The 22,482-nt window shown below is 69.1% G+C and carries 21 protein-coding genes and 1 tRNA gene; 14 read left to right on the plus strand and 8 right to left on the minus strand.

Annotated elements, in window-relative coordinates; all coding sequences use genetic code 11:
- The 7 genes from nuoI to P0W64_RS07145 all read left to right on the plus strand — a co-directional run bounded on the left by nuoI (nucleotide 1) and on the right by P0W64_RS07145 (nucleotide 7,874).
- Nucleotides 1–516, plus strand: coding sequence for an NADH-quinone oxidoreductase subunit NuoI (gene nuoI, locus P0W64_RS07115; RefSeq protein WP_275479380.1), 516 nt, complete (start codon nucleotides 1–3; stop codon nucleotides 514–516).
- A complete protein-coding gene (locus tag P0W64_RS07120) occupies nucleotides 513–1,247 on the plus strand; it encodes an NADH-quinone oxidoreductase subunit J (RefSeq protein ID WP_275479381.1) in 735 nt (244 codons plus the stop codon). The genes nuoI and P0W64_RS07120 overlap by 4 nt, the downstream gene beginning before the upstream one ends.
- A complete protein-coding gene (gene nuoK / locus P0W64_RS07125) occupies nucleotides 1,244–1,543 on the plus strand; it encodes an NADH-quinone oxidoreductase subunit NuoK (protein WP_275479382.1) in 300 nt (99 codons plus the stop codon). Before P0W64_RS07120 ends, nuoK begins: the two co-directional genes overlap by 4 nt.
- A gap of 13 nt (nucleotides 1,544–1,556) precedes the next feature.
- On the plus strand, nucleotides 1,557–3,434 hold the full coding sequence (gene nuoL, locus P0W64_RS07130; protein WP_275479383.1) for an NADH-quinone oxidoreductase subunit L: 1,878 nt from the start codon (nucleotides 1,557–1,559) through the stop codon (nucleotides 3,432–3,434).
- Entirely contained in the window at nucleotides 3,431–4,936 is a 1,506-nt protein-coding gene (locus P0W64_RS07135) for an NADH-quinone oxidoreductase subunit M (protein WP_275479384.1), read from the plus strand. The genes nuoL and P0W64_RS07135 overlap by 4 nt, the downstream gene beginning before the upstream one ends.
- Nucleotides 4,933–6,354: an NADH-quinone oxidoreductase subunit NuoN gene (nuoN, locus tag P0W64_RS07140; RefSeq protein WP_275479385.1), complete on the plus strand. Its 1,422-nt coding sequence runs from the start codon at nucleotides 4,933–4,935 to the stop codon at nucleotides 6,352–6,354. The genes P0W64_RS07135 and nuoN overlap by 4 nt, the downstream gene beginning before the upstream one ends.
- A gap of 125 nt (nucleotides 6,355–6,479) precedes the next feature.
- A complete protein-coding gene (locus P0W64_RS07145) occupies nucleotides 6,480–7,874 on the plus strand; it encodes an NAD(P)/FAD-dependent oxidoreductase (RefSeq protein ID WP_275479386.1) in 1,395 nt (464 codons plus the stop codon).
- Nucleotides 7,875–7,877: 3 nt separating this feature from the next.
- Here the strand turns inward: P0W64_RS07145 and P0W64_RS07150 are convergent, their stop codons facing one another.
- The 3 genes from P0W64_RS07150 to mfd all read right to left on the minus strand — a co-directional run bounded on the left by P0W64_RS07150 (nucleotide 7,878) and on the right by mfd (nucleotide 13,401).
- Nucleotides 7,878–8,534, minus strand: coding sequence for a lytic murein transglycosylase (locus P0W64_RS07150; protein ID WP_275479421.1), 657 nt, complete (start codon nucleotides 8,532–8,534; stop codon nucleotides 7,878–7,880).
- A gap of 95 nt (nucleotides 8,535–8,629) precedes the next feature.
- Nucleotides 8,630–9,754 (minus strand): MazG family protein, encoded by a 1,125-nt coding sequence (locus P0W64_RS07155; protein ID WP_275479387.1) that lies wholly within the window; start codon nucleotides 9,752–9,754, stop codon nucleotides 8,630–8,632.
- Nucleotides 9,751–13,401, minus strand: coding sequence for a transcription-repair coupling factor (gene mfd, locus P0W64_RS07160; protein ID WP_275479388.1), 3,651 nt, complete (start codon nucleotides 13,399–13,401; stop codon nucleotides 9,751–9,753). The genes P0W64_RS07155 and mfd overlap by 4 nt, the downstream gene beginning before the upstream one ends.
- Before the next feature lie 169 nt (nucleotides 13,402–13,570).
- Between mfd and P0W64_RS07165 the strand changes: the two genes are divergently transcribed.
- On the plus strand, nucleotides 13,571–13,804 hold the full coding sequence (locus P0W64_RS07165; RefSeq protein WP_275479389.1) for a hypothetical protein: 234 nt from the start codon (nucleotides 13,571–13,573) through the stop codon (nucleotides 13,802–13,804).
- 10 nt (nucleotides 13,805–13,814) lie between these two features.
- Here the strand turns inward: P0W64_RS07165 and P0W64_RS07170 are convergent, their stop codons facing one another.
- Nucleotides 13,815–14,429 carry a TetR/AcrR family transcriptional regulator gene (locus P0W64_RS07170; RefSeq protein ID WP_275479422.1) on the minus strand — a complete coding sequence of 205 codons (615 nt, stop codon included), beginning with the start codon at nucleotides 14,427–14,429 and terminating at the stop codon, nucleotides 13,815–13,817.
- A 17-nt stretch (nucleotides 14,430–14,446) separates the two neighbouring features.
- Nucleotides 14,447–14,743, minus strand: coding sequence for a hypothetical protein (locus P0W64_RS07175; protein WP_275479390.1), 297 nt, complete (start codon nucleotides 14,741–14,743; stop codon nucleotides 14,447–14,449).
- A gap of 313 nt (nucleotides 14,744–15,056) precedes the next feature.
- Here P0W64_RS07175 and P0W64_RS07180 point away from each other — a divergent pair, with 313 nt between their 5' ends.
- Complete coding sequence (locus P0W64_RS07180) at nucleotides 15,057–15,302, plus strand: hypothetical protein (protein ID WP_275479391.1); 246 nt, start codon at nucleotides 15,057–15,059, stop codon at nucleotides 15,300–15,302.
- A gap of 37 nt (nucleotides 15,303–15,339) precedes the next feature.
- On the opposite strand, the gene P0W64_RS07185 is transcribed toward P0W64_RS07180, so the two are convergent.
- Nucleotides 15,340–15,414: transfer RNA gene (locus P0W64_RS07185), tRNA-Gln, on the minus strand.
- Nucleotides 15,415–15,489: 75 nt separating this feature from the next.
- Between P0W64_RS07185 and glmU the strand changes: the two genes are divergently transcribed.
- The 3 genes from glmU to arsC are packed head-to-tail and all read left to right on the plus strand — an operon-like array spanning nucleotide 15,490 to nucleotide 18,294.
- Nucleotides 15,490–16,962 (plus strand): bifunctional UDP-N-acetylglucosamine diphosphorylase/glucosamine-1-phosphate N-acetyltransferase GlmU, encoded by a 1,473-nt coding sequence (gene glmU, locus P0W64_RS07190; RefSeq protein ID WP_275479392.1) that lies wholly within the window; start codon nucleotides 15,490–15,492, stop codon nucleotides 16,960–16,962.
- Nucleotides 16,959–17,936, plus strand: coding sequence for a ribose-phosphate diphosphokinase (locus P0W64_RS07195; protein ID WP_275479393.1), 978 nt, complete (start codon nucleotides 16,959–16,961; stop codon nucleotides 17,934–17,936). Before glmU ends, P0W64_RS07195 begins: the two co-directional genes overlap by 4 nt.
- 10 nt (nucleotides 17,937–17,946) lie before the next feature.
- Nucleotides 17,947–18,294: an arsenate reductase (glutaredoxin) gene (arsC, locus tag P0W64_RS07200; protein ID WP_275479394.1), complete on the plus strand. Its 348-nt coding sequence runs from the start codon at nucleotides 17,947–17,949 to the stop codon at nucleotides 18,292–18,294.
- A 64-nt stretch (nucleotides 18,295–18,358) separates the two neighbouring features.
- On the opposite strand, the gene P0W64_RS07205 is transcribed toward arsC, so the two are convergent.
- Nucleotides 18,359–19,249: an FUSC family protein gene (locus P0W64_RS07205; RefSeq protein ID WP_343232842.1), complete on the minus strand. Its 891-nt coding sequence runs from the start codon at nucleotides 19,247–19,249 to the stop codon at nucleotides 18,359–18,361.
- 214 nt (nucleotides 19,250–19,463) lie between these two features.
- On the opposite strand from P0W64_RS07205, the gene P0W64_RS07210 reads away from it, so the two are divergent.
- Nucleotides 19,464–20,354 (plus strand): LysR family transcriptional regulator, encoded by an 891-nt coding sequence (locus P0W64_RS07210; RefSeq protein ID WP_275479396.1) that lies wholly within the window; start codon nucleotides 19,464–19,466, stop codon nucleotides 20,352–20,354.
- Nucleotides 20,355–20,357: 3 nt separating this feature from the next.
- Here P0W64_RS07210 and P0W64_RS07215 read toward each other — a convergent pair whose 3' ends face one another.
- A complete protein-coding gene (locus tag P0W64_RS07215) occupies nucleotides 20,358–21,017 on the minus strand; it encodes a hypothetical protein (RefSeq protein WP_275479397.1) in 660 nt (219 codons plus the stop codon).
- Between the two features lie 274 nt (nucleotides 21,018–21,291).
- Here P0W64_RS07215 and P0W64_RS07220 point away from each other — a divergent pair, with 274 nt between their 5' ends.
- Nucleotides 21,292–22,473, plus strand: a complete 1,182-nt coding sequence (locus tag P0W64_RS07220; protein WP_275479398.1) for an NAD-dependent formate dehydrogenase — start codon at nucleotides 21,292–21,294, stop codon at nucleotides 22,471–22,473.
- The last annotated feature ends 9 nt before the right edge of the window (nucleotides 22,474–22,482 follow it).

Below are 22,482 nucleotides of genomic sequence, written 5' to 3' on the forward strand. Positions count from 1 at the left end.
ATGCCGGATCCACTCGGTCTCGCCGGATTCGGCGTGACGCTCGGGACGATGTTCCGCAAACCGGTCACGACGCAGTATCCGGAGCAGCGACAGCCGACCGCGCCGCGGTTCCACGGCCGTCATCAGCTCAACCGGTATGCCGACGGCCTGGAGAAGTGCATCGGCTGCGAGTTGTGCGCGTGGTCCTGCCCGGCCGACGCGATCTACGTCGAGGGCGACGACAATCCCTCGCCGGACGCCGGGGGTGAGCACTACTCCCCCGGTGAGCGCTACGGTCGCGTGTACCAGATCAACTATCTCCGCTGCATCGGTTGCGGCCTGTGCGTCGAGGCCTGCCCGACGCGCGCCCTCACGATGACCGACGATTACCAGCTGGTCGACGACAACCGCTCAGACCTCATCTACGACAAGGACGACCTACTCGCCCCGCTCGAGCATGGACAGGAGGCGCCGCCGCACGCGATGCGGCCCGGCACGACCGCGGGAGACTACTACCGCGGCGAGGTCGACTCGTGAGCGGCGGCGAGCAGGCCGTGTTCTGGGTGGTGGCCGTGCTCGGTGTGACGTGCGCGATCGGTGTGGTCGCTGCATCGAAGGCCGTCTACTCCGCACTGTGCCTGGCCGCCACCATGATCCTGCTCGCCGCCGCGTACCTCGCACAGGGCGCCATGTTCCTCGGCGTCGTGCAGATAGTCGTCTACACGGGCGCCGTGATGATGCTCTTCCTGTTCGTGGTCATGCTGGTAGGCGTCTCGCAGGACGAGACCGACGGTGCGGGGCATTTGACGGAGGCACTACGCGGGCATCGTGTATCGGCGTCTGTCGTCGGTATCGCGTTGGGGTTGCTGCTGATCGGCCTCATCGCGCGGGCGACGGTGCACCCGGAGCCGCGAGGTCGCGATGTGGGAGGCGTCGAGTCGCTCGCCGAGCTGGTGTTCGTGCGGTACGTGTGGGCGTTCGAGCTGACGGCCGCGCTCCTCATCACCGCCACCGTCGGCGCCATGGCGCTCGCGCACCGCGAGAAGCTCACTGCTGCACTGAGTCAGCGGGAGCGCTCGATCCTGCGCTTCCGAGAGGGTCACCGCGCGACCCCGCTCCCCAACCCGGGCGTGTACGCGCTGGGCAACTCCGTCGATCTGCCCGGCCGCCTGCCCGACGGAGCCCCAGCGCCGGACTCGGTCAACCGCACGCTCACACCGCGAGAGCCGGGGCGACCTGTGGAGCCGGTCAGGAAGGAGCTCACGTGAATCCCGAGGCCTACTTGTACGTCTCCGCGCTGCTCTTCGCGATCGGCGCCGCCGGGGTGCTCTTGCGCCGCAACGCCATCGTGGTCTTCATGTGCGTCGAGCTGATGCTCAACGCGACCAATCTCGCGCTGGTCACATTCGGCCGCATCCACGCCGACGCCACGGGCCAGGTGCTCGCGTTCTTCACGATGGTCGTCGCTGCCGCCGAGGTGGTGGTGGGGCTGGCGATCATCGTCGCGATCTTCCGTGCCCGGCAGACGGTCTCGATCGACGACGGCGCCGAGATGCGGCACTGAGAGGGGTCTACACATGAGCGCTCCCGTACTGCTGCCGCTGATCCCGTTGTGCGGTGCGGCGATCCTGCTGCTCGCCGGGCGTCGCACCGACCGGTGGGGTCACTGGCTCGGCCTGCTCGCGGCCGCGGCGTCGTTCGTCGTGGCAGCGGTCGCGTTCGCCCAGATGCTGGGGCGGTCGGGGAGCGCCCGCGGCGTCACGTCCGTCGCGTACACGTGGTTCTCCGGCTCCCGGATCCACGTCGAACCGGCGCTGCGACTGGATCAGCTGTCGATCTGCTTCGCACTGTTGATCACCGGCGTCGGGACACTCATCCACGTGTACTCGGTGGGCTACATGGCCCACGATCCGGGGCGACGTCGGTTCTTCGGGTACCTCAACCTGTTCCTCGCCGCGATGCTGGTTCTGGTGCTGGCGGACGACCTCGTAGCGCTCTACCTCGGTTGGGAGGGAGTGGGTCTCGCGTCCTATCTGCTGATCGGCTTCTGGCAGCGCAAGCCGTCCGCCGCGACAGCGGCCAAGAAGGCGTTCGTCGTCAACCGCGTGGGAGACATGGGGCTCGCACTCGCCGTCGCACTGGTGGTGGCGACGTTCGGCACCACCCGATTCGGCGAGTTCCTGCCACGCGTGGGTGAGGTGGGAGGCGGCACCGCCACCGCCCTCGGGCTCCTGTTGCTGCTCGCCGCTTGCGCGAAATCCGCGCAGGTGCCGCTGCAATCGTGGCTGGGCGATGCTATGGAGGGGCCTACCCCCGTATCCGCGCTCATCCACGCCGCCACCATGGTCACGGCCGGCGTCTACCTCGTGGTGCGGTGCGGGCCGGTATACGAGGCGGCGCCCGTGGCCCGCGCCTTCGTGGTCGTCGTCGGCACGGTGACACTGCTGTACGGCGCGATCGTCGGCTGCGCCAAGGACGACATCAAGAAGGCGCTCGCGGCCTCCACCATGAGCCAGATCGGATACATGATCCTCGCGGCGGGGCTCGGCCCGGCAGGATATGCGCTCGCGATCGCACATCTGTTGGCGCACGGGTGTTTCAAAGCCGGACTGTTCCTCGGTGCGGGATCGGTCATGCACGGTATGAACGACGGTGTGGACATGCGGCGGTTCGGCGGCCTGCGGGCGTTCATGCCCGTCACCGCGATCACATTCGGGCTGGGTTATCTCGCGATCATCGGAGTGCCCCCGCTATCCGGCTACTTCACCAAGGACGGGATCATCGAGGCCGCAATGGATTCGAGAGGAGGCTCGGGCATCGTCCTCGCGGCGGCCGCCATCCTGGGTGCCGGGATCACCGCCTTCTACATGACGCGTGTCATGGCGATGACCTTCTTCGGCGCGCGGCGCTGGGAGCCGGACGTCCACCCACACGAGTCGCCGTTCTCCATGACACTCCCGATGATCGTGCTCGCGGTGGGCAGCGTCGGAGCCGGTGCATTCATGATGCTGGGCGGGCGCCTCGAGCACTTCCTCGCGCCCGTCGTGGGCTCGCCCGGCGAGCACGGCGAGGCGGTCGCACCCGCGTGGGTTGTGACGGCGATCGTGCTGGTGACCGTCGTGGTCGGCATCGCGATCGCACTACTCGCCACGCGCAGCGTCCCCGAGACACCCCCGGCCCGTGTCGGTCCGCTCACTGCCGCCGCCCGCGCGGACCTCTACCAGGAGTCTCTGAACCACAACGTCTTCGAGCGGGGCGGGCTCGCCCTCACGTCGGCGCTCACATTCGCGGACCGCACGATCATCGGCGGCGCCGTCGACGCCGTGCCCGTCGCGGTGCACGCCGCCTCGGACGGCGTCCGACGCTGGCAGACCGGCTATGTCCGCGGGTACGCGGCGACGATGGTGGTCGGCATCGTGCTGCTCGCCGGCGCCGTCGCGATCGGGGTCGCATGAGCATGCCGTGGCTGACGCTGGTGTGGGCTGTCCCCGCGGTCGGTGCGGTGCTCGCTGCCGCCGTACCGCGTGCGGCGCGCGCCGTCGGCTACGTGGCGACAGTGGCGGCGCTCGCGATCTCCGTCGGGCTGGCGTGCGCGTTCGACGGTGGTTGGCAGTTCACCGAATCCCACCGTTGGATGCCCGCCTTCGGAGCCGGCTACCGCCTGGGGCTCGACGGTGTCGGTCTCGTCCTGGTGGTCTTGACGGCCGCACTCACCCCGATCCTGCTGCTAGCCTCGACGCCCGAGAAGGGCCGTCGCACAGCGGTGTACACGGCCCTGACGCTCGCGACCGAGGCGATGGTGCTGCTGTCCTTCGTCACCACCGATGTACTGGTCTTCTACCTCGTCTTCGAGGCCATGCTGATCCCCCTCTACTTCCTCATCAGCGGGTTCGGCGGCACCCCGAGCGACGAGACCGAGGAGCCCCGCGCCGCCGACGCCGAGCGCTCCCGCGCAGCGGTGCGGTTCCTGCTCTACAACCTGGCCGGCGGCCTCGTCATGCTCGCGGCGGTCGTCGGCCTGTACTCGACGGCGCACACGTTCGACCTGCATGCGCTCGCGACGGGCGTGAACGCCGGTGCTGCGCAGGACCTGATGTTCCTCGGCTTCCTGTTCGCGTTCGCCGTGAAAGCGCCGCTGTGGCCGCTGCACTCGTGGCTGCCGCGCGCCGCCGTACAGTCGACGCCGCCGACCGCGGTGCTGATGATGGCGCTGGTGGACAAGGTCGGCACGTTCGGCATGCTGCGCTACTGCCTGACGCTGTTCCCGGACGCGTCCGCGAGGTTCGCACCGTGGGTGGGCGCACTCGCTGTGATCGGGATCGTCTACGGCGCCGTCCTGGCGATCGCGCAGACGGACGTCATGGCGCTGATCGCCTATACCTCGATCTCCCACTTCGGCTTCATCATCCTCGGAGTCTTCGCAGGAACCGGTGACGCGCAGGCCGGTTCGGTGCTGTACATGGTGAATCACGGCGTCGCCACGGCGGCGCTGTTCCTCGCCGCGGGCTATCTCGCCGGGAGACGTGGAAGCCGCCGCATCGCCGACTTCGGCGGCGTGTGGCAGCTGGCGCCCCGGTTCGGTGCCGTGTTCCTGATCGCCGGCCTGGCGACGCTGTCGCTACCCGGCCTGGGGCCCTTCGTATCCGAGCTCATGGTGGTCGTGGGCACCTACCAGCGCTGGGTCGTCGCGGCAGTGGTCGCAGTGAGCGCCCTCGTACTGTCGGCACTGTATGTGCTGTGGGTGTATCAGCGGATGTTCACGGGTGAACCGCCGGATCCCGTTCGGGACGATGTCACCGATGCGCGTCCACGTGAGCTCGTCGTGCTCGTCCCGCTGGTCGCCGCCGTCTTCGTGCTCGGCGTCTATCCCCGCCCCGCGCTGGACGTCATCAACCCGGCCGTCGTGTCGACGTCCACTCAGGGGTCGTCCACGCAGCCGCAGGCGGTGCACCGATGAGCACCTCCATCGCCTACGGGCAACTCAGCCCCATGCTCATCGTGTTCGGCGCCGCCGTCGTCGGAATCCTGGTGGAGGCCTTCGCCCCCCGTAAGGCGCGGGCATCGGCGCACGCCGTACTGGCGGTGGCGGCGGTGGTCGCGGCCTTCATCGCGCTGCTACTCACCGACCATCGATCGCCTGCCGCTGCGGTGGGCGGTTCCGTCGCCGTCGACGGCCTGGCCGCCGCGATCCAGGGCATCCTGCTGGTGTCCGCGCTACCCGCGCTCGCGCTCATGCTGCGTCGGGACGCGGATCTCACGCACACCGAGGTCGTGCCGCTCACGATGTTCGCGCTCGGCGGCATGATGGCATTCGCGTCGGCGCAAGACCTCCTGACGCTGTTCGTTGCCCTCGAGGTGTTCTCCCTGCCGCTGTATCTGATGTGCGCACTCGCTGCGCGGCGGCGCAGGCTCTCCCAGGAGGCGGCGCTGAAGTACTTCCTGCTGGGCGCCTTCTCGTCGGCCGTGCTGCTGTTCGGCGTGGCACTGTGGTTCGGAGGCACCGGTTCGGTGTCGCTCACCGACCACGTCGTGCGCGAACCGATGGGCACTGCGGCCGCAGCGCTGATCGGCGTAGGACTCCTGTTCAAAGTCGGCGCGGTGCCGTTCCATTCGTGGGTGCCCGACGTGTACCAGGGTGCGCCGACGCCGGTGACGGCATTCATGGCCGCCGCGACCAAGGTCGCAGCGTTCGGGGCGCTGCTCCGCGTCACGATGGTCGGCCTCGAGGCGCTCGATTGGCGGCCCGTCATCGCGGTGGTGGCCGTGCTGACGCTCGCCGTCGGCTCCGTCGCCGCCGTGACCCAGACGGATGTCAAACGCCTGCTCGCGTATTCGGCCATCGCGCACAGCGGCTTCCTGCTCGTCGGCGTCTTCGCGGGCACCAGCCGCGGCATCGAGTCCGTGTGCTTCTACCTCGTCGTGTACTCACTCTCGACGATCGGCGCGTTCGCGATCGCCTCCGTCGTGCGTGACTCCCGCGGCGAGGTCGGCGACCTGGACCGGTGGGCCGGGCTCGGACGCCGTAGCCCCTGGCTCGCCGCCGCGATGGCTCTGTTTCTTCTCGCATTCGCCGGGATCCCGCTCACCAGTGGGTTCGCGGCGAAGTTCGGCGTATTCGCAGCGGCGGCCGAACACGGTGGCGTGTGGCTGGTCGTGATCGGCGTGGTCGCGAGCGCGGTCGCCGCGGTCTTCTACATCCGCGTCGTCGTCACGATGTACTTCTCCCCGGAACCGGAGTTCGCCCCCGACCGGCCGGACGTGGGCCGCTGGGCGGGGTTCGCGATCGTCCTGGGGGCGGCGTCCGTCGTCGTGCTCGGCCTGTACCCGCAACCCCTCATCGATCTCTTCAGCGGTCTATCCCTCGTCGGCCGCTGACCGCACGCCGGGGGGTGGACCGCGGACGACCGGTACGTGACGTTTCGGCAGATCCCCTACCCCACCGCTGGTTGGGCACGTATGTTCAATGCCGTCTGCGCCCTGTCGAGAGTGAAGGAAACCCGATGACCGTTTCAGCATCGACCAACAAGCACCGTGTCGTCGTCATCGGCTCGGGATTCGGCGGGCTCACCGCCGTGCAGTCGTTGAAGAAGGCGGACGTGCAGGTCACGATGGTGTCGCGGACCACCACCCACCTGTTCCAGCCGCTGCTGTACCAGGTCGCGACCGGCATCCTGTCCGAGGGCGAGATCGCTCCCACCACCCGCCTCGTGCTGCGAAACCAGAAGAACGCCGAGGTATTGCTGGGAGACGTCACCGCCATCGACCTCGAGGCCCAGACAGTCACGTCCAAGCTGATGAGCATGGAGACGGTGCTGCAGTACGACAGCCTGATCGTGGCCGCCGGAGCGCAGCAGTCCTACTTCGGCAACGACCAGTTCGCGACGTACGCACCAGGAATGAAGACGATCGACGACGCTCTCGAGCTGCGCGGGCGCATCCTCGGCGCGTTCGAGGCCGCCGAGGTCACGACCGATCCCGCCGAGCGCGAGCGGCGCCTCACCTTCGTCGTCATCGGCGCCGGCCCGACCGGCGTCGAGCTCGCCGGGCAGATCGCCGAGCTGGCCGAGCGCACGCTGCGTGGCGCGTTCCGCACCATCAAGCCGTCGGAATGCCGGGTGATCCTCATGGATGCCGCGCCCGCGGTGCTGGCGCCGATGGGACCCAAGCTCGGTAAGGCGGCGCAGGAGCGGCTGGAGAAGCTCGGCGTGGAGATCCAGCTCAACGCCATGGTCACGAACGTCGATTACCAGGGCATCACCGTCAAGGACTCCGGCGGCGACGAGCGTCGCATCGAGTGCGCCTGCAAGGTGTGGTCCGCCGGCGTGCAGGCCAACCCGCTCGGCAAGCTGGTCGCCGACCAGTCCGATGGCACCGAGGTGGACCGGGCCGGGCGCGTGGTAGTCGAGCCCGACTTGACGGTCAAGGGCCATCCGAACGTGTTCGTCGTAGGCGATCTGATGGCCGTGAAGGGTGTGCCGGGTATGGCCCAGGGCGCCATCCAGGGCGCGAAGTATGCGACCGGCGTGATCAAGAAGACGGTGGCCGGCGAGGACGATCCGCGCACACGCAAGCCGTTCAAGTACTTCGACAAGGGCAGCATGGCGACGGTGTCGCGGTTCGACGCCGTGATGAAGGTCGGGAAGATCGAGATGTCCGGCTTCCTGGCCTGGCTGGGTTGGCTCCTGCTGCACCTCGTATACCTGGTCGGCTACAAGAACCGCGTGTCGACGGTGCTGAACTGGCTGATCACGTTCTCCGGCTCCGGTCGCGGCCAGATGGCCATCACGAGCCAGATGATCTACGCCCGCACCGCGATGGAGCGCCTCGAATCCCAGCGCCGCCAGGACGCGCTCGCAGCCGCCGAGGCCGCCGACGAGGGCGAGAAGCGGGCGTAGCCGCTACGGCTGCACGTTCACCGAGTACGCCGCGGCCCGGTCGCGGACGTCGAGGACGTAGCTCATCGAGTTGTTGTAGACCATGACAGCCTTCTCCCAGCCCTCGGCTGTGGTGAGATCGCCGCCGGAATAGCAGAGGTAGCGGGCGGCGGTGAGCGCGGCGTCGTCGATGTTGTCCGGGTTCGGCTTCTTGTCCCCGTTGGCGTCGACGCCGAAGCGCGCCCACGTCTCGGGTATGAACTGGAACGGCCCCATCGCGGTATCGAATTGCGGGTTCGGGTTGTGCGGATCGGTGCCCGACGACTCGATCTTGCGATTTCCGTTGGTGCCGTCGAGGGGGACGCCTCGGATCGGCGGTGACACGTCGCCGTTGGGTGCGATCTTCGCGCCGTGGTACGTGCCGTGCTTGCTCTCGACCGCAGCGATCCCCGCGAGGGTCGTCCACCCGATGCCGCAGCCCGGGTTGCTCTGCCGCATCGCCTCGGCGGCGTTGCCGTATGCCTCGAGCGCGAGAAGCGGGATACCCGTCGACTCGCTGATCGGAGTCGCCCACGTCCTCAGCAGATCGGCGGTGCGGCCCGGACCGTTGACATCGATGTACGGGACGGGCTTGCCGGGCCCGGGCGGGATGCCCTGCGGGATCTGCACTCTGGGCCCCATGACTCCGCAACCCGCGAGCGCCGCGACGAGCGCCGCGGAGGTCGCGACAACGAGGTGTCGCCCGGCGCGCGTACGCCGGGCCCGAGGCTGCATCGTCACTTCTTCTTCGAACTCTTCTTCTTCGAGCGGCCGTCCGTACGTTCGGCCGCGGTGTCGTCCGGACTGTCCGGGTCGCCGGTCTCGCTCATCGAGTCGTCGCCGGCGGACTCGGCGTTACCGGAATCAACGCCCGAACCGCCCTGCGAGGTTCCAGGCTCGGCTTGCGCACCGCCGGGGCCCGCCCACGCGGCCGCCCAGTCCTCGGCCACTCCGGACTGCATCAGCTGCTCGGCCGAGCGGACGCGGTCCATCAGCCGCAGCACCGCGGTGCGGTACGTGACCTCGGGGAATGCGAACTCGTCGGCGGGATCGATGCGCAGGCTGCGGACGTCGTCCGGCACCAGCTCCGCGGGGAAGCCCGCGGTTCGCAGCCGCTCGAAGACCTTCTGCGCGAGCGCCAACGCGGGCTGGGCGACGACGATGCCGTCCAGGCACGACGGGGCCTCGTCCCCGCGGTCGGCGTCATGCTCGCGCTCGGCGGCCTTCTGCCGCTCCCAGTTGGCTGCCTGTGTGGCCACGTCGATGGTGGCGCCCGAGCCGAGGTGCGGGGTTCGGCGGCGCACCTTCTCGGTAAGAGTGCGCGCGACGTCGTCGACGTCGAACGGATGGTCGGGTTCGTCCTGTGCGATCCGGGTCTGGAACACGACCTGCAGTAGCAGGTCGCCGAGCTCGGAGCGCAGCCCGTCCTGCGCGGCGGCTGCCGCGGCCGAACCGGGCGCCGCGTCCCCGAGCCGCTGGACCGCGTCGACCAGTTCGTACGTCTCCTCGATGAGGAAGCGCAGCAGGCTGGCGTGCGTCTGCCGGGACTCCCACGGCCCCTCGGTACGCAGTCGGTCGATGAGCGCGACGGTGTCCAGAACCGCCAATCCCGCGGGCGCCGGCGCGGCCACGAGGCGGTGGCCGCCGCGCAGCAGCGCGGCGACGTCGGGATGGTCTACGTCGGTGGTGAGAACGGCCGCATCCGGCTCGACCGTAGGGCCGAAGAGCGGCTGTGCGCCCGGCATGTTCCAGGCGAGCCGCACCGGCAGCTCCTCGGTGTAGTACACGGCGCCGCCAAGATGCGGCAGGGCCTCCACCGGGAGCAGCGTCGGCAGCGCTGCGTTGAGCCGGATCACCGTCACGTCAGGTCACTCCCCTCGTATCCCGGCGGCACGTCGAGCCGGACGGTTCCCTTGGCCTTGCCGTCCATCGCGGACAGGAAGTCGGCGACCACCTGCAGCAGTTCTACATCGCGTACGCGCTCGCTGCCGACGCCGCCGTTCCCGACCCGCGGCAGCGGGAAGGTGACCACCCCTGTGGCGGCCCGGAACGTCGCGCCAGGATACAGGCGTTTCAACCGCATCTGCTGCGACTCGCGCAGCGCCAGGGGTGTGATTCGGAGGCTTGTACCGGTCACGGTCAGCTCGGTGACACCGAACTCGCGGCACAGCGAGCGCAGCCGCGCGATAGCGGCGAGGCGCAGGACCTCGACGGGCGGCACCCCGTAGCGATCGGTGAGCTCGGTGAGGACCTCGGCGACGGCGGCGTCGTCGTGCGCCGCCGCCAGCTTGCGGTACGCCTCCAGGCGGAGCCGGTCGCTGGTCACGTAGTCGGGCGGGATGTGCGCGTCCACGGGGAGGTCGATGCGGACCTCCTTGGGAGCCTCGTCGACGGCGACGGGACGACCGTCGGCGGCCGCGCGGTACGCCTCGACCGCCTCGCCCACGAGCCGGACGTAGAGGTCGAAGCCGACGCCGGCGACGTGGCCGGACTGCTCGGCGCCGAGCACGTTGCCGGCGCCGCGCAGTTCGAGGTCCTTCATCGCGACCGCCATGCCGGCGCCGAGTTCGTTGTTCTGCGCAATGGTCGCGAGACGGTCGTACGCGGTCTCTGTGAGGGGCTTCTCCGGCGCGTACAGGAAGTACGCGTAGCCGCGCTCACGGGAACGTCCGACGCGACCGCGCAGCTGGTGCAGCTGGGACAGGCCGAGATTCTCGGCACGTTCGACGATGAGCGTGTTCGCATTGGAGATGTCCAGGCCCGTCTCGACGATGGTGGTGCAGACGAGCACGTCGAACTCGCGGTTCCAGAAGCCCTGCACCGTCTGCTCGAGTTGCTCCTCACCCATCTGGCCGTGCGCGACGACGACGCGCGCTTCGGGGACGAGTTCACGCAGCCGTGCCGCCGCCTTGTCGATGGAGCTGACGCGGTTGTGTACGTAGAAGATCTGGCCGTCGCGCAGAAGCTCACGACGGACAGCGGCCGCGACCTGTCTGCTGTCGTAGGCGCCGACGTAGGTGAGGACGGGATGCCGGTCCTCCGGCGGAGTCAGGATGGTGGACATCTCGCGGATACCGGCCATCGACATCTCGAGGGTGCGCGGTATCGGGGTCGCGGACATGGTGAGCACGTCGACGTGCGTGCGCAGAGCCTTGATGTGTTCCTTGTGTTCCACGCCGAACCGCTGCTCCTCGTCGACCACCACGAGTCCCAGATCCTTCCAACGGATCCCGGTCTGCAACAGCCGGTGCGTACCCACCACGATGTCGACGGACCCGTCCGCCATGCCCGACGTCACCGCGTCCGACTCGGCTCTGTCGGTGAAGCGCGACAGGCCCTTGACCGTGACGGGGAAGCCCTGCATACGGTCGGCGAAGGTCTGCAGATGCTGCCCCGCCAGAAGGGTCGTCGGCACCAGGACGGCGACCTGCTTGCCGTCCTGCACCGCCTTGAACGCCGCGCGCACCGCGATCTCGGTCTTGCCGTAGCCGACGTCGCCGATCACGACGCGGTCCATCGGCACCGCGCGCTCCATGTCGGACTTCACGTCGCCGATCACCGTCATCTGGTCGACGGTCTCGGTGAACGGGAACGCGTCCTCCATCTCACGCTGCCACGGAGTGTCGGGGCCGAACGCGTGACCGGGCGCGGCATTGCGGGCCGCGTAGAGCTGCACCAGTTCGCCTGCGATCTCGCGGACGGCCTTGCGCGCCTTGCGCTTGGTGTTCTGCCAGTCGCTGCCGCCGAGCTTGCTGAGCGCCGGCATCTCGCCTCCGACGTAGCGGGAGAGTTGATCGAGCGAGTCCATCGGGACGAACAACTTGTCACCGGGCTGGCCCCGCTTGCCGGGCGCGTACTCGAGCACGAGGTACTCGCGGCGCGCGCCGGCGACGGTACGCTCGATCATCTCGACGAATCTGCCGATACCGTGCTCGTCGTGCACCACGAGGTCGCCCGCGGTGAGTGCGAGCGGGTCGACCTGGTTGCGGCGCTTGGCCGGAAGGCGGCGGCCGTCGCCCGCGCCCGCGATCCGGTTGCCTGTCAGGTCCGGCTCCGCGAGCAACACGAGCCGCTGCGAGGGCACCGTCAGGCCGGCCTGCAGACTGCCGCGCAGGACGCCGACGACGCCGTCCCGCGGCCCCTCTCCCGAATCGAGTTCCGCTGCGGGGACGTCGGATTCACGCAGGCGCTCCAGGATGCGACGGCGCGTACCGGATCCGGCGACGACGATGACCGACCGTCCTCCGGTCGCGACGTGGGCGCGCAGACGCGCGAACAACTTCATCGCCTCCGCGTCCGAACCCCGCGGTGCCGGTGCGGGTTCCAGGTCCAGCACGACATGCGTGGCATCCGTCTCCGGACCCGATGCGAGCGGCGTGACCGTCCACCACGGCCGGCCCGCGGCGGCAACGGATTCATGCACCTCGTCGAGCGAACGATAGGCGCTCGCACCGAGGTTCATGCCCGTCGGGTCGAGCGGCGCATCGCCGCCGAGCGCGGCGGCCGTCCACGACGCCTCGAGGAACTCCTGTCCCGTCTTGGCGAGATCCGCTGCGCGCGTGCGGACCTTCTCCGGGTCGAGCAGGAGGGTATGGGCACCGCCGGGTAGCAGATCCGTCAGGAGCTGTAGCTCGCCGGGCACGAGCGCCGGGATCAACGCCTCCATGCCCTCGACGGGAATGCCCTCGGCGAGCTTGTCGAGCATCTGGACCAGGGCGGCATCGTTCTCGTGCTCCGCGATGAGCGCGCGGGCGCGCTCGCGCACGTCGGCGGTGAGCAGGAGCTCACGGCAGGCGTGCACATGTACGACACTCGCGTCGATCTCGGGCTGGCTGCGCTGGTCGGCCACGGAGAACGCGCGCAGCTCCGTGATCTCGTCACCGAAGAACTCGGCGCGGACCGGGTGATCGGCGGTCGTGGGGAACACGTCCAGGATGCCGCCGCGCACTGCGAACTCGCCGCGTTTCCCCACCATGTCGACGCGGGCGTACGCGAGCTCGACCAGTGTCTCGATCAGGTCTTCGAAGTCGAGCTCGACGCCCTCACGCAGTGTCACCGTGGGCGCATCACCCAGGCCGGGTGCGAGGGGCTGTACCAGGGAACGCACCGTCGCCACCACCACGCGCAGCGGCGGGCCGTAGGAGTCGTCGTCGGGATGCGCGAGGCGGCGCAGGACCGCCAGCCGGCGGCCGACGGTGTCGGCGCCCGGCGAGAGCCGCTCGTGCGGCAGGGTCTCCCACGACGGGAACTGGGCGAGTGCCTCGGGGCCGACGATCTCGGCGAGCTCCGCGGTGAGATCGTCCGCTTCGCGGCCGTTCGCGGTCACGACCAGCAGGGGCGCACGCTCGGCGAGGGCTCCGACCAGGAACGGCCGGACCGCGGGCAGCGCCGTGATCTCGAGATCCGGCTTACCGGCGTCGGACACCACCTGCGCGACGCCCGGATCGGACGCGACGACGGCGGCGAGACCGCTCAGAGGGCGTGGGGTTTCGCTGCCCGGTTTTTGCACGTACCTCAGTGTATGCGGGCGGGTACCCCGGACACGATTCGTACTCCGGTGGCCCCGAAGCAGCGAGGGCCGCGTCCGATTACGGCGAAAGATGCCGGACTGCGCCCGCTGCCGACTCTTGACATCCCGCTGACATACTGTTCACAGACTGCGGGAGCACCGTCGAATCATGCCCAAGAAGATCTCGCTCCTCGCGGTTGCTGCAGCTACCGGCACCGCATTACTCATCCCCGCTGCGGCAGCCGACGCAGCACCCGCAGGCTCCGGCCAGCAGACGTGCCAGGCCCCCGACTACGACTGCATCAGCAACTCGACGCAGGACGACCACGAGTCCATGCCGGACTACCTGAACCTCGGCACCGACACGGTCGGCGGCAACTTCGCCGGGACCACGGCCCCGTAGTCGCGCGCGATCATTCGTCGCGGCTCACCTGACTGAGCTCGATGGCGACGGGGTTCTCCTTGAGCCCCGTCAGCCCGTACCAGCACAGGTTGACGATGTGCGCGGCGACGACCTCCTTCGACGGCGCACGCACCTCCAGCCACCACTGCGCGGTCATCGCGACCATCCCGACCAGGGCCTGTGCGTACAGCGGCGCAAGCTCGGAGTCGAGACCGCGGCGGTCGAACTCCCCCTCCAGATTGACCTCCACCTGACTGACCAGATCGTTCAGCAGCGTCGAGTATCCGCTCTCGGGGTGTGCGGCCGAGCTGTTCCGGGTAAGGATGCGGAAGCCGTCGGACCGCTCGTCGACGTAGGTGAGCAGCGCCAATGCGATCTGCTCGATGCGCGACTTGCTGCGGTCCTCGAGCATCGCGCGGGTGAACACGTCGAGCACGGATTCCATCTCGCGATCCACCACCACCGCGTAGAGCCCCTCTTTGCCGCCGAAATGCTCGTACACCACGGGCTTCGACACCTCTGCCCGGGCGGCTATCTCCTCGACGGTCGCCGCTTCGTAGCCGCGCTCGGCGAAGACGGAGCGCGCGATATCGACAAGCTGCGAGCGTCGCTGCGCGGCCGGCATCCGCTTACGGCGCTCCGTCACGGCCGTCCTCCGGCCTGGGCGCGACCCCCGCCCTCCGCATCGCCGTCGGACTCCCCCGACCGGGCGCTCTTCGCTTCCGCCGTCGCGTATTGATTCTTGATCTTGCGGCTGGCGAATACCAGACCACAGAAGAATAGGATCTCGAATACGATCGCTCCAGCGCAAAGCACCCGGAAAGTGGTATTCGGGACGGCGATCCACCGCCAGATCAGAACCGCCATGACGAGGACGAGGATCGCCCCCATCCGGCGCAGCGGGAGGCCGTTGCTGAAGGGCAGCGGTTGGTTACTCATCCCCCGAGTCTATCGACGGGAGACCAGGCCACGGGCGTCGCATCGCAGAGCGCGGACGCGCCGCTGTCATGCATTTCGAACCGGCAGCATGCCAACTACTTTCGCCGAGCGCCGCAGTATCCGGCGTCAACCGTGACACCGCCACGCGTGGCGCACCATGCCCGGTGCCATCGCCGGACGACCGCCGGAACACCGGCGCGAAAGCGGAATAGGTGCCGGCTCGGGCATTTCGGGAAGCAATTCATAGCAATTGGCCGAAGGCACCCAAGAAATCGGTATCGAATACACAGAAAAGGAGAGAATCGTCGTATTCATGAACACACGAATCCGCGCAATAGCAGCCACCGCGTTCACCGGCGTCGCTCTGGTCATTCCCGCCGCGACCGCGCACGCCGCCGTACCCGCGCGAGACGACATCTGCGGGCAGGTGACCGCGAACCCGCAGACCTGCACCCCGGGCGCCACCGACGAGGGCGGCGGCCACGGCGACTCCGACTATTCGGACGGAACATCCGGCTCCGTCGAAGGCGCCGGCGATTCGACCTACTCGTTCGGCTGAGGCCGGCCGGCTCGACCCGGCGTCCGGGCCGCGGACGTGGCTCCCCCACCAGGACTCGAACCTGGAATGCATGAACCAAAATCACGAGTGTTGCCGATTACACCATGGGGGATCGCAGGCGACTCGCATTGTGCCACGGTCGGGGTAGGTCCACGAAGTTCCACGTCCCTCGTAGGATCTATCCACGATGGAGACAACGACGCCAGCCGACACGACGGGTACCGCGGTGATCATCCTCGCCGCCGGAGCGGGTACCCGGATGAAGTCCAAGACTCCCAAGGTGCTGCACAGCATCGGCGGCCGCACGCTCCTCGGCCACGTGGTCCACGCGGCCGCCGACGTGTCCCCGGATCACCTGGTGGTCGTCGTCGGGCACGAGCGCGAGCGGGTGTCCGAGGCCGCGCTGGCCTCCGGGACGGACGCCGGCCGGGACGTCCTCATCGCTGTGCAGGAGCAGCCCAACGGCACGGGCGACGCGGTCCGCGCGGGACTCGACGCCCTCCCGGACGGTTTCGACGGCACGGTCGTCGTCACCGCGGCGGACGTGCCCCTGCTGGACAGCGACACCGTCGGGGGCCTGCTCGCGGCGCACACGCGCGAGCCGGCCGCGGCTGTGACCGTGCTGTCCTTCACCGCCCAGGATCCCAGCGGCTACGGCCGCGTGCTGCGCACCCAGGACGGGCACGTCACCGAGATCGTCGAGGAGGCCGACGCGACGCCCGAACAGAAGGCCGTCACCGAGGTCAACTCCGGTGTGTACGCCTTCGCCGCACCCGAGCTGCGCTCCGCACTCGCCCAGCTCACCTCCCGCAACAGCCAGGCCGAGCTGTATCTCACCGACGTGGTCGAGATCGCCAACCGCGACGGGCACACAGTCCGCAGCCTGCACTGCGACGACCCGCTTCTCGTCGCTGGATGCAACGACCGCGCACAGCTGTCGGAGCTCGGGGTCGAGCTGAACCGGCGCATCGTCCATGCGCACCAGATCGCGGGAGTCACGGTCGTCGACCCGGCGAGCACGTGGATCGAGGTGGGCGTGCGGATCGCGCAGGACGTCACCGTCGAGCCGGGAACGCACTTGAAGGGCGCGACGGTGTTGGACGAGGACGCCGTCGTCGGCCCGGACACGACGCTGGTGGATACGCACGTCCTCCCCGGGGCGCACGTGGTGCGCTCGCAGGTGCACGAGTCCGTGATCGGAGCGGGTGCGATCGTCGGCCCGTTCAGCTATCTGCGACCCGGCACGGACCTCGGCGCGAAGGGGAAGATCGGCGCGTTCGCCGAGACCAAGAACGCCTCCGTCGGCGAGGGCAGCAAGATCCCGCACTTGTCGTACGTCGGGGACGCGACGATCGGGCAGGGCACCAATATCGGGTGCGCGACGGTGTTCGTGAATTACGACGGGGTGAACAAGCATCGAACTGTCGTCGGCGATCATGTCCGCATCGGATCGGACACCATGCTCGTGGCCCCGCTGACCGTGGGCGACGGTGCCTACACGGCGGCAGGTACCGTACTCAAGGAAGACGTGCCGCCCGGAGCCCTGGCGGTGTCCTCCGGCAAGCAGCGCAACATCGAGGACTGGGTGGTGCGTCGGCGGCCCGGGACGGCTTCCGCGGACGCAGCCACCGACGCGATTGCGAGGATGAACGAGCAGTGAACAACTGGACCGACAACCAGAAGAACCTGATGTTGTTCGCCGGTCGTGCGCACCCGGAGCTGTCCGAGCAGGTGGCGAAGGAGCTCGGCGTGGAGGTCACGCCGCAGACGGCCCGTGACTTCGCGAACGGCGAGATCTTCGTCCGGTTCGAGGAGTCGGTCCGCGGCTCCGACGCGTTCGTCCTGCAGAGCGCGCCTTACCCCGTCAATCAGTGGCTGATCGAGTCGCTGATCATGATCGACGCGCTCAAGCGGGGGTCGGCGAAGCGGATCACCGCCGTCCTGCCCTTCTACCCCTACGCCCGCCAGGACAAGAAGCACCGCGGCCGCGAGCCCATCTCGGCGCGCCTGGTCGCGGACCTGTTCAAGACCGCGGGCGCGGACCGCATCATCACGGTCGACCTGCACACGGATCAGATCCAGGGCTTCTTCGACGGCCCGGTCGACCACATGCACGCCCAGACGATCCTGGCCGACTACGTGCGCACCCACTACGGCACGGAGAACATGGTCGTCGTGTCCCCCGACGCCGGCCGTGTCAAGGTGGGCGAGAAGTGGGCGGACGCCCTCGATGGTGCCCCGCTGGCCTTCGTGCACAAGACGCGCGACCCCAACGTGCCGAACCAGGTGAAGAGCAACCGAGTGGTCGGCGACGTGTCCGGACGTACCTGCGTCCTGATCGACGACATGATCGACACCGGCGGCACCATCGCCGGTGCCGTGGACGTCCTCAAGAACGCGGGCGCGAAGGACGTCGTCATCGCGACGACGCACGGTGTGTTCTCCGATCCCGCCGCCGAGCGGCTCGCGAGCTGCGGCGCCCGCGAGGTCATCGCGACCAACACTCTGCCGATCCCACCCGAGAAGCACTTCGAGAACCTGACCGTGCTGTCGATCGCGCCTCTGCTCGCCCGCACGATCCGCGAGGTCTTCGAGAACGGGTCCGTGACGAGCCTGTTCAACGGGAACGCGTAGGCCGGACGCCGTGGCCGTAGAAGCAACGATCTACCACAACCCGCGCTGCACCAAATCGCGCCAGGCGCTCGCGCGGCTCGAGGAGGCCGGGGCGGATGTCACCGTCGTCGAGTACCTGCGCACGCCGCCCACACGGGACGAGCTGGCGAGGCTCATCGCGGACGCCGGGCTGACGGTGCGCCAGGCGGTTCGCACGCGCGAGTCCGAATACAAGGAGCTCGGGCTAGCCGAGGCGGACGACGACGCTCTGCTCGACGCGATGGTCGCGCATCCCCGACTGATCGAACGGCCGTTCGTCGTGACCGTGAAGGGCACGCGGATGGCGCGGCCGACCGAAGCCGTCGACGAGATCCTCTAGACCGTCGTCTCGTGCGTCGTGCCCGCGCCCGATGGTGCGGCGACGGGCGCGCCCGGCCCGCGACTCAGCCGCCCGAGCGCCGTCCACGCACAAGAACCGCCACCGCGACACCCGCCGCTACGCCGATCAACGTGTCGAGCCCGCGATACCCCAGTAGCTGCAGCGGCGGGGTCGGGTCGACCAGCTCGGTCATCACCATCACGAGCGGCGTGAAGAAGCCGATCGCCACCGCGTAGTGCCGAGTCATGAACAGCTCTGTCGGGAAGACGAGCAAGATCGTCAGGCCCGCGAGCGCAGACGGACCGAACCCGTGCGCGAGTAGCGCGGCCGTCACCGCCAAGCCCGCGAGAGTCCCCACCGTGCGGTGCACCGCACGCGTGAGCACCAGCCTGACCTCGCCTTCCGAGGGACGTCCCGCGTCGATCGCCGCGAGCGGCACCGCCGCAGCCGCCATGGCCCAGTTCGCGTGGTCGAAGCCTAGGCACAGACCGATCCCGCCTCCCACGCCGACTGCCAGCGCGTAGCGTGCGGCATGCACTCGCGCCCCCGGCGGCAGACTCCGCGGCTCCCTCGGGCGGGGCCCGCGTGGCCCCCGCGTGCCGACCATCCCAACGAGCACCGCCAGCGCAGCCGAGGCCGCGCATATCGCGACGCCGACGGCGGGAGCCACCAGGGCGCGTGGCACCGTCGCCGTAGCACCTAGCGCGAAGATGAAGAAGAAGGGTCCCGCCGGCCGCAGACGGAGGTGGTCGGCTGCCACGGAACCCACTGTGGCATAGGCAGTCTCGACCACCACGAGAACCCATCCGGGCGCCGACAGCTCGGACAGGGCCACCCCGAACGCCACCCCGACGGTGAGGAACAGCGCGGCCCGTCCCTGATGACGCAGCCGCGGTACGCCCGTCTCACCGCGCCCATACATGCCGGCGAACGACCCGAAAGCCGCGTACACCATCAGCTCCGGCCGCCCGACGGCGAGCAGGACCGCGCCGGGCAGGAGCAGTCCCACCGCGACACGCAGCGCGTGCCGGTGATCCTCCGCATCCGGGCGCGCGGGCGGCCGCGTCGGTGCGCTCACCATGGTGTCCTCTCGTCGAAGGTCGAAGATCGCTGGTCGGTCCCGCCGTGCGGGTTTCGGCGGTGGTAGAGGGCGGTGATAGAAAAGGTGAATGCTGTTCCGCCAGCTCGAATACTTCGTCGCCCTCGCGCGCGAGCGGCACTTCGCCCGCGCGGCGCAGGCCTGTTACGTGTCCCAGCCCGCGCTGTCGGAGGCCGTCCGCAAGCTCGAGCGCGAGCTCGACGTACCGCTCGTGCGCCGGGGCTCGAGCTTCGAGGGCCTCACTCCCGAGGGAGAGCGGCTCGTCCTGTGGGCGCGCCGCATCCTCGCCGATCGCGACGCCCTCGAGCACGAGGTCACGGCGTTGCGCACCGGCCTCACCGGCGACCTGCGCCTGGGCGTGATCCCGGCGGCGACGATCAGCGTCGCCCGGCTGATCGACCCGTTCTGCGCCCTCCACCCCCTGGTGCGGGTAACAGTCGAGACCGGTCTGCGTTCAGCGGAGATCGTCGGGCGCTTACAGCGCTTCGAACTCGAGGCCGGTGTCGTGTTCACGGATGGTGTCGACACCGAGGGGCTCACGCTGACTCCTCTGTACCGCGAGCGGCACGTCCTCGTCGGGAGCGCCGAGCTACTGCCCGACGGTCCGCTCACATGGGCCGACGCCGTCGGTCTTCCCCTCTGTCTCCTGCACTCGGGTATGCGCGGGCGGGATCGGATCGACGAGGCCGCCTCGCCGCACGGGTTGACCGTGGTCCCGCGCCTCGAATGTGACTCCGTCGCCACTCTGCTCGCCCTCGTCGACACTGGACACTGGGCCTCGATCGTGCCGCGCGCGTGGCTGTCCGGGCACCGCGCCCAGCCGGGCATGCGCATCGTGGAACTCGACGGTGCACCGCTCGGCGGCGACGTAGCGCTCGTGCGCCGCGCGGGCGAGCCCGCCTCGGTACTGGCCACCGCACTGCAGGAGAGCCTGCGTTCGGAGCGCGCCGGCGCGCGGTGAACGCTAGCGCCGCAGGACGGCGACCGTCTCCGTCTCGAGCCGCCCATCGTCCGCAGCACTGAGGTCGACGTCTGCCACCCCGGCGACCGCCTGCGCGAGCTCGCCGTGATGGGACCGCAGACGGTCGACGAATCCCGCGGCCACATCGGACTTTCCGTGACCGTGCCCGAGCACCACGAACGGCCGGCCGCCGAGATCGGCTCGGACGGCGTCGGCCAGCTCATCGAAGTAGCCGGTCAGATCCGCGACGTCGTCGCGTCCGGTACGGCGCTCGACGGTGCGTAGCCGGCGCGCCCGCGGGTCGGTGTCGCGGATCGTCTCGCTGCGGTCGACGACCTTCTGTGCGTCGAGATCGAACACCAGGATCCGGGCCTTCTCGGCGTCGATCGCGACGGCGGCCACCGTACCGACGCCCTTCGGCTCCGGGTGCGACTTCAGCAGGTGCCGAGCGCGCTCGACGTCCTCGATGGACACCCTGCCGTCGTGCGGTCGACGGAACACCTCGCGATGGCCTTGGTACTGAACCGCGAGCCGGTCGCCGGACTCGTTCGACACGCTGTCCGCGAGGTCGCTCCACAGCGTGACGAAGCGGTCCCATTCGAGATCGCGGGGCGCGGGGGCGCCGAGGATCGCCTCATAGGTCTTGCGCGTGTGTGCGTTCACCATTCGTCTCCGTTCTCGGTGTCTTCGTCATCCGACGCTATGCGGTGCCGCGGGTGGCGCGCGACCCGCGACCGCGCGTCGACCCCCATTCGCGGCGCCACGACGCGGCGTCGAACCGCCGCCACCGGCGGTGATCGGTAGCGCCTATCAGCTGTTCGGAACCGGGTCTTGGACTTCGCGGCGTACCCGTTCGACACTGGAATCACCTTGGAGACAAGGTGTTCGGCGGCCGTAGCGACCGCCTCGAGATCAATGACCGATCTAGGAGAATCTGATGGCGAAGATCCTGTGCGTGCTCTACCCGGACCCCGTCACCGGCTACCCGCCGGTGTACGCCCGGGACTCGATCCCCAGCATCACCGGGTACCCGGGGGGCCAGACGGTGCCGGATCCGGACGCGCTCGGCTTCACACCCGGCCAGCTGCTCGGGTGCGTCTCGGGCGAGCTCGGGCTCCGCGAATACCTCGAGGCCGCGGGCCACGAGCTGGTGGTCACGTCCGACAAGGACGGGCCCGATTCCGAGTTCGAGAAGCACCTGCCCGACGCCGAAGTGGTTATCTCCCAACCATTCTGGCCCGCATACCTCAGCGCGGAGCGAATTGCGAAGGCCCCCGAGCTGAAGCTGGCGCTGACGGCCGGCATCGGCTCGGATCACGTGGATCTGGACGCCGCGATCAAGGCCGGCATCACGGTGGCCGAGGTGACGTACAGCAACAGCATCAGCGTCGCCGAGCACGCCGTCATGCAGATCCTCGCGCTGGTACGCAACTACCTACCGTCCCATCAATGGGTGGTCGACGGAGGCTGGAACATCGCGGACTGCGTCGAGCGTGCCTACGACCTCGAGGGGTTCGACGTGGGCATCATCGCGGCAGGGCGGATCGGTCAGGCCGTCCTGCGCCGCCTCGCCCCGTTCGACGTGAACCTGCACTACTTCGACACGCGCCGACTGCCCGAGGAGGTGGAGAAGGAGCTGAACCTCACGTACCACCCGGACGTGCAGTCCTTGGTCAGCTCCGTCGACGTGGTCGATATCCACGCACCGTTGCACCCGCAGACCTATCACCTGTTCGATGCGAACCTCATAAACTCGATGCGGCGCGGTTCCTACATCGTCAACACCGCACGCGCCGAGATCACTGTGCGCGACGACATCGTCGACGCCCTGCGCACCGGACAGCTCGCCGGCTACGCGGGCGACGTCTGGTTCCCGCAGCCGCCGGCGCCGGACCACCCGTGGCGCACGATGCCGCACGAGGCCATGACGCCGCACGTGTCCGGTTCGACGCTCTCGGCGCAGGCGCGATACGCGGCCGGCACACGCGAGATACTGGAGGACTACTTCGCTTCCCAACCCATCCGGGACGAGTACCTCATCGTGGCGGGTGGCGCTCTCGCGGGTACCGGGGCCGCGTCCTACACAGCCGACGGCAAGGCGAGCCCCGGCGCCGAATAGGGTGCGGCG

The sequence above is a fragment of the Tsukamurella sp. 8F genome (genome assembly GCF_029167375.1).
GTDB lineage: Bacteria > Actinomycetota > Actinomycetes > Mycobacteriales > Mycobacteriaceae > Tsukamurella.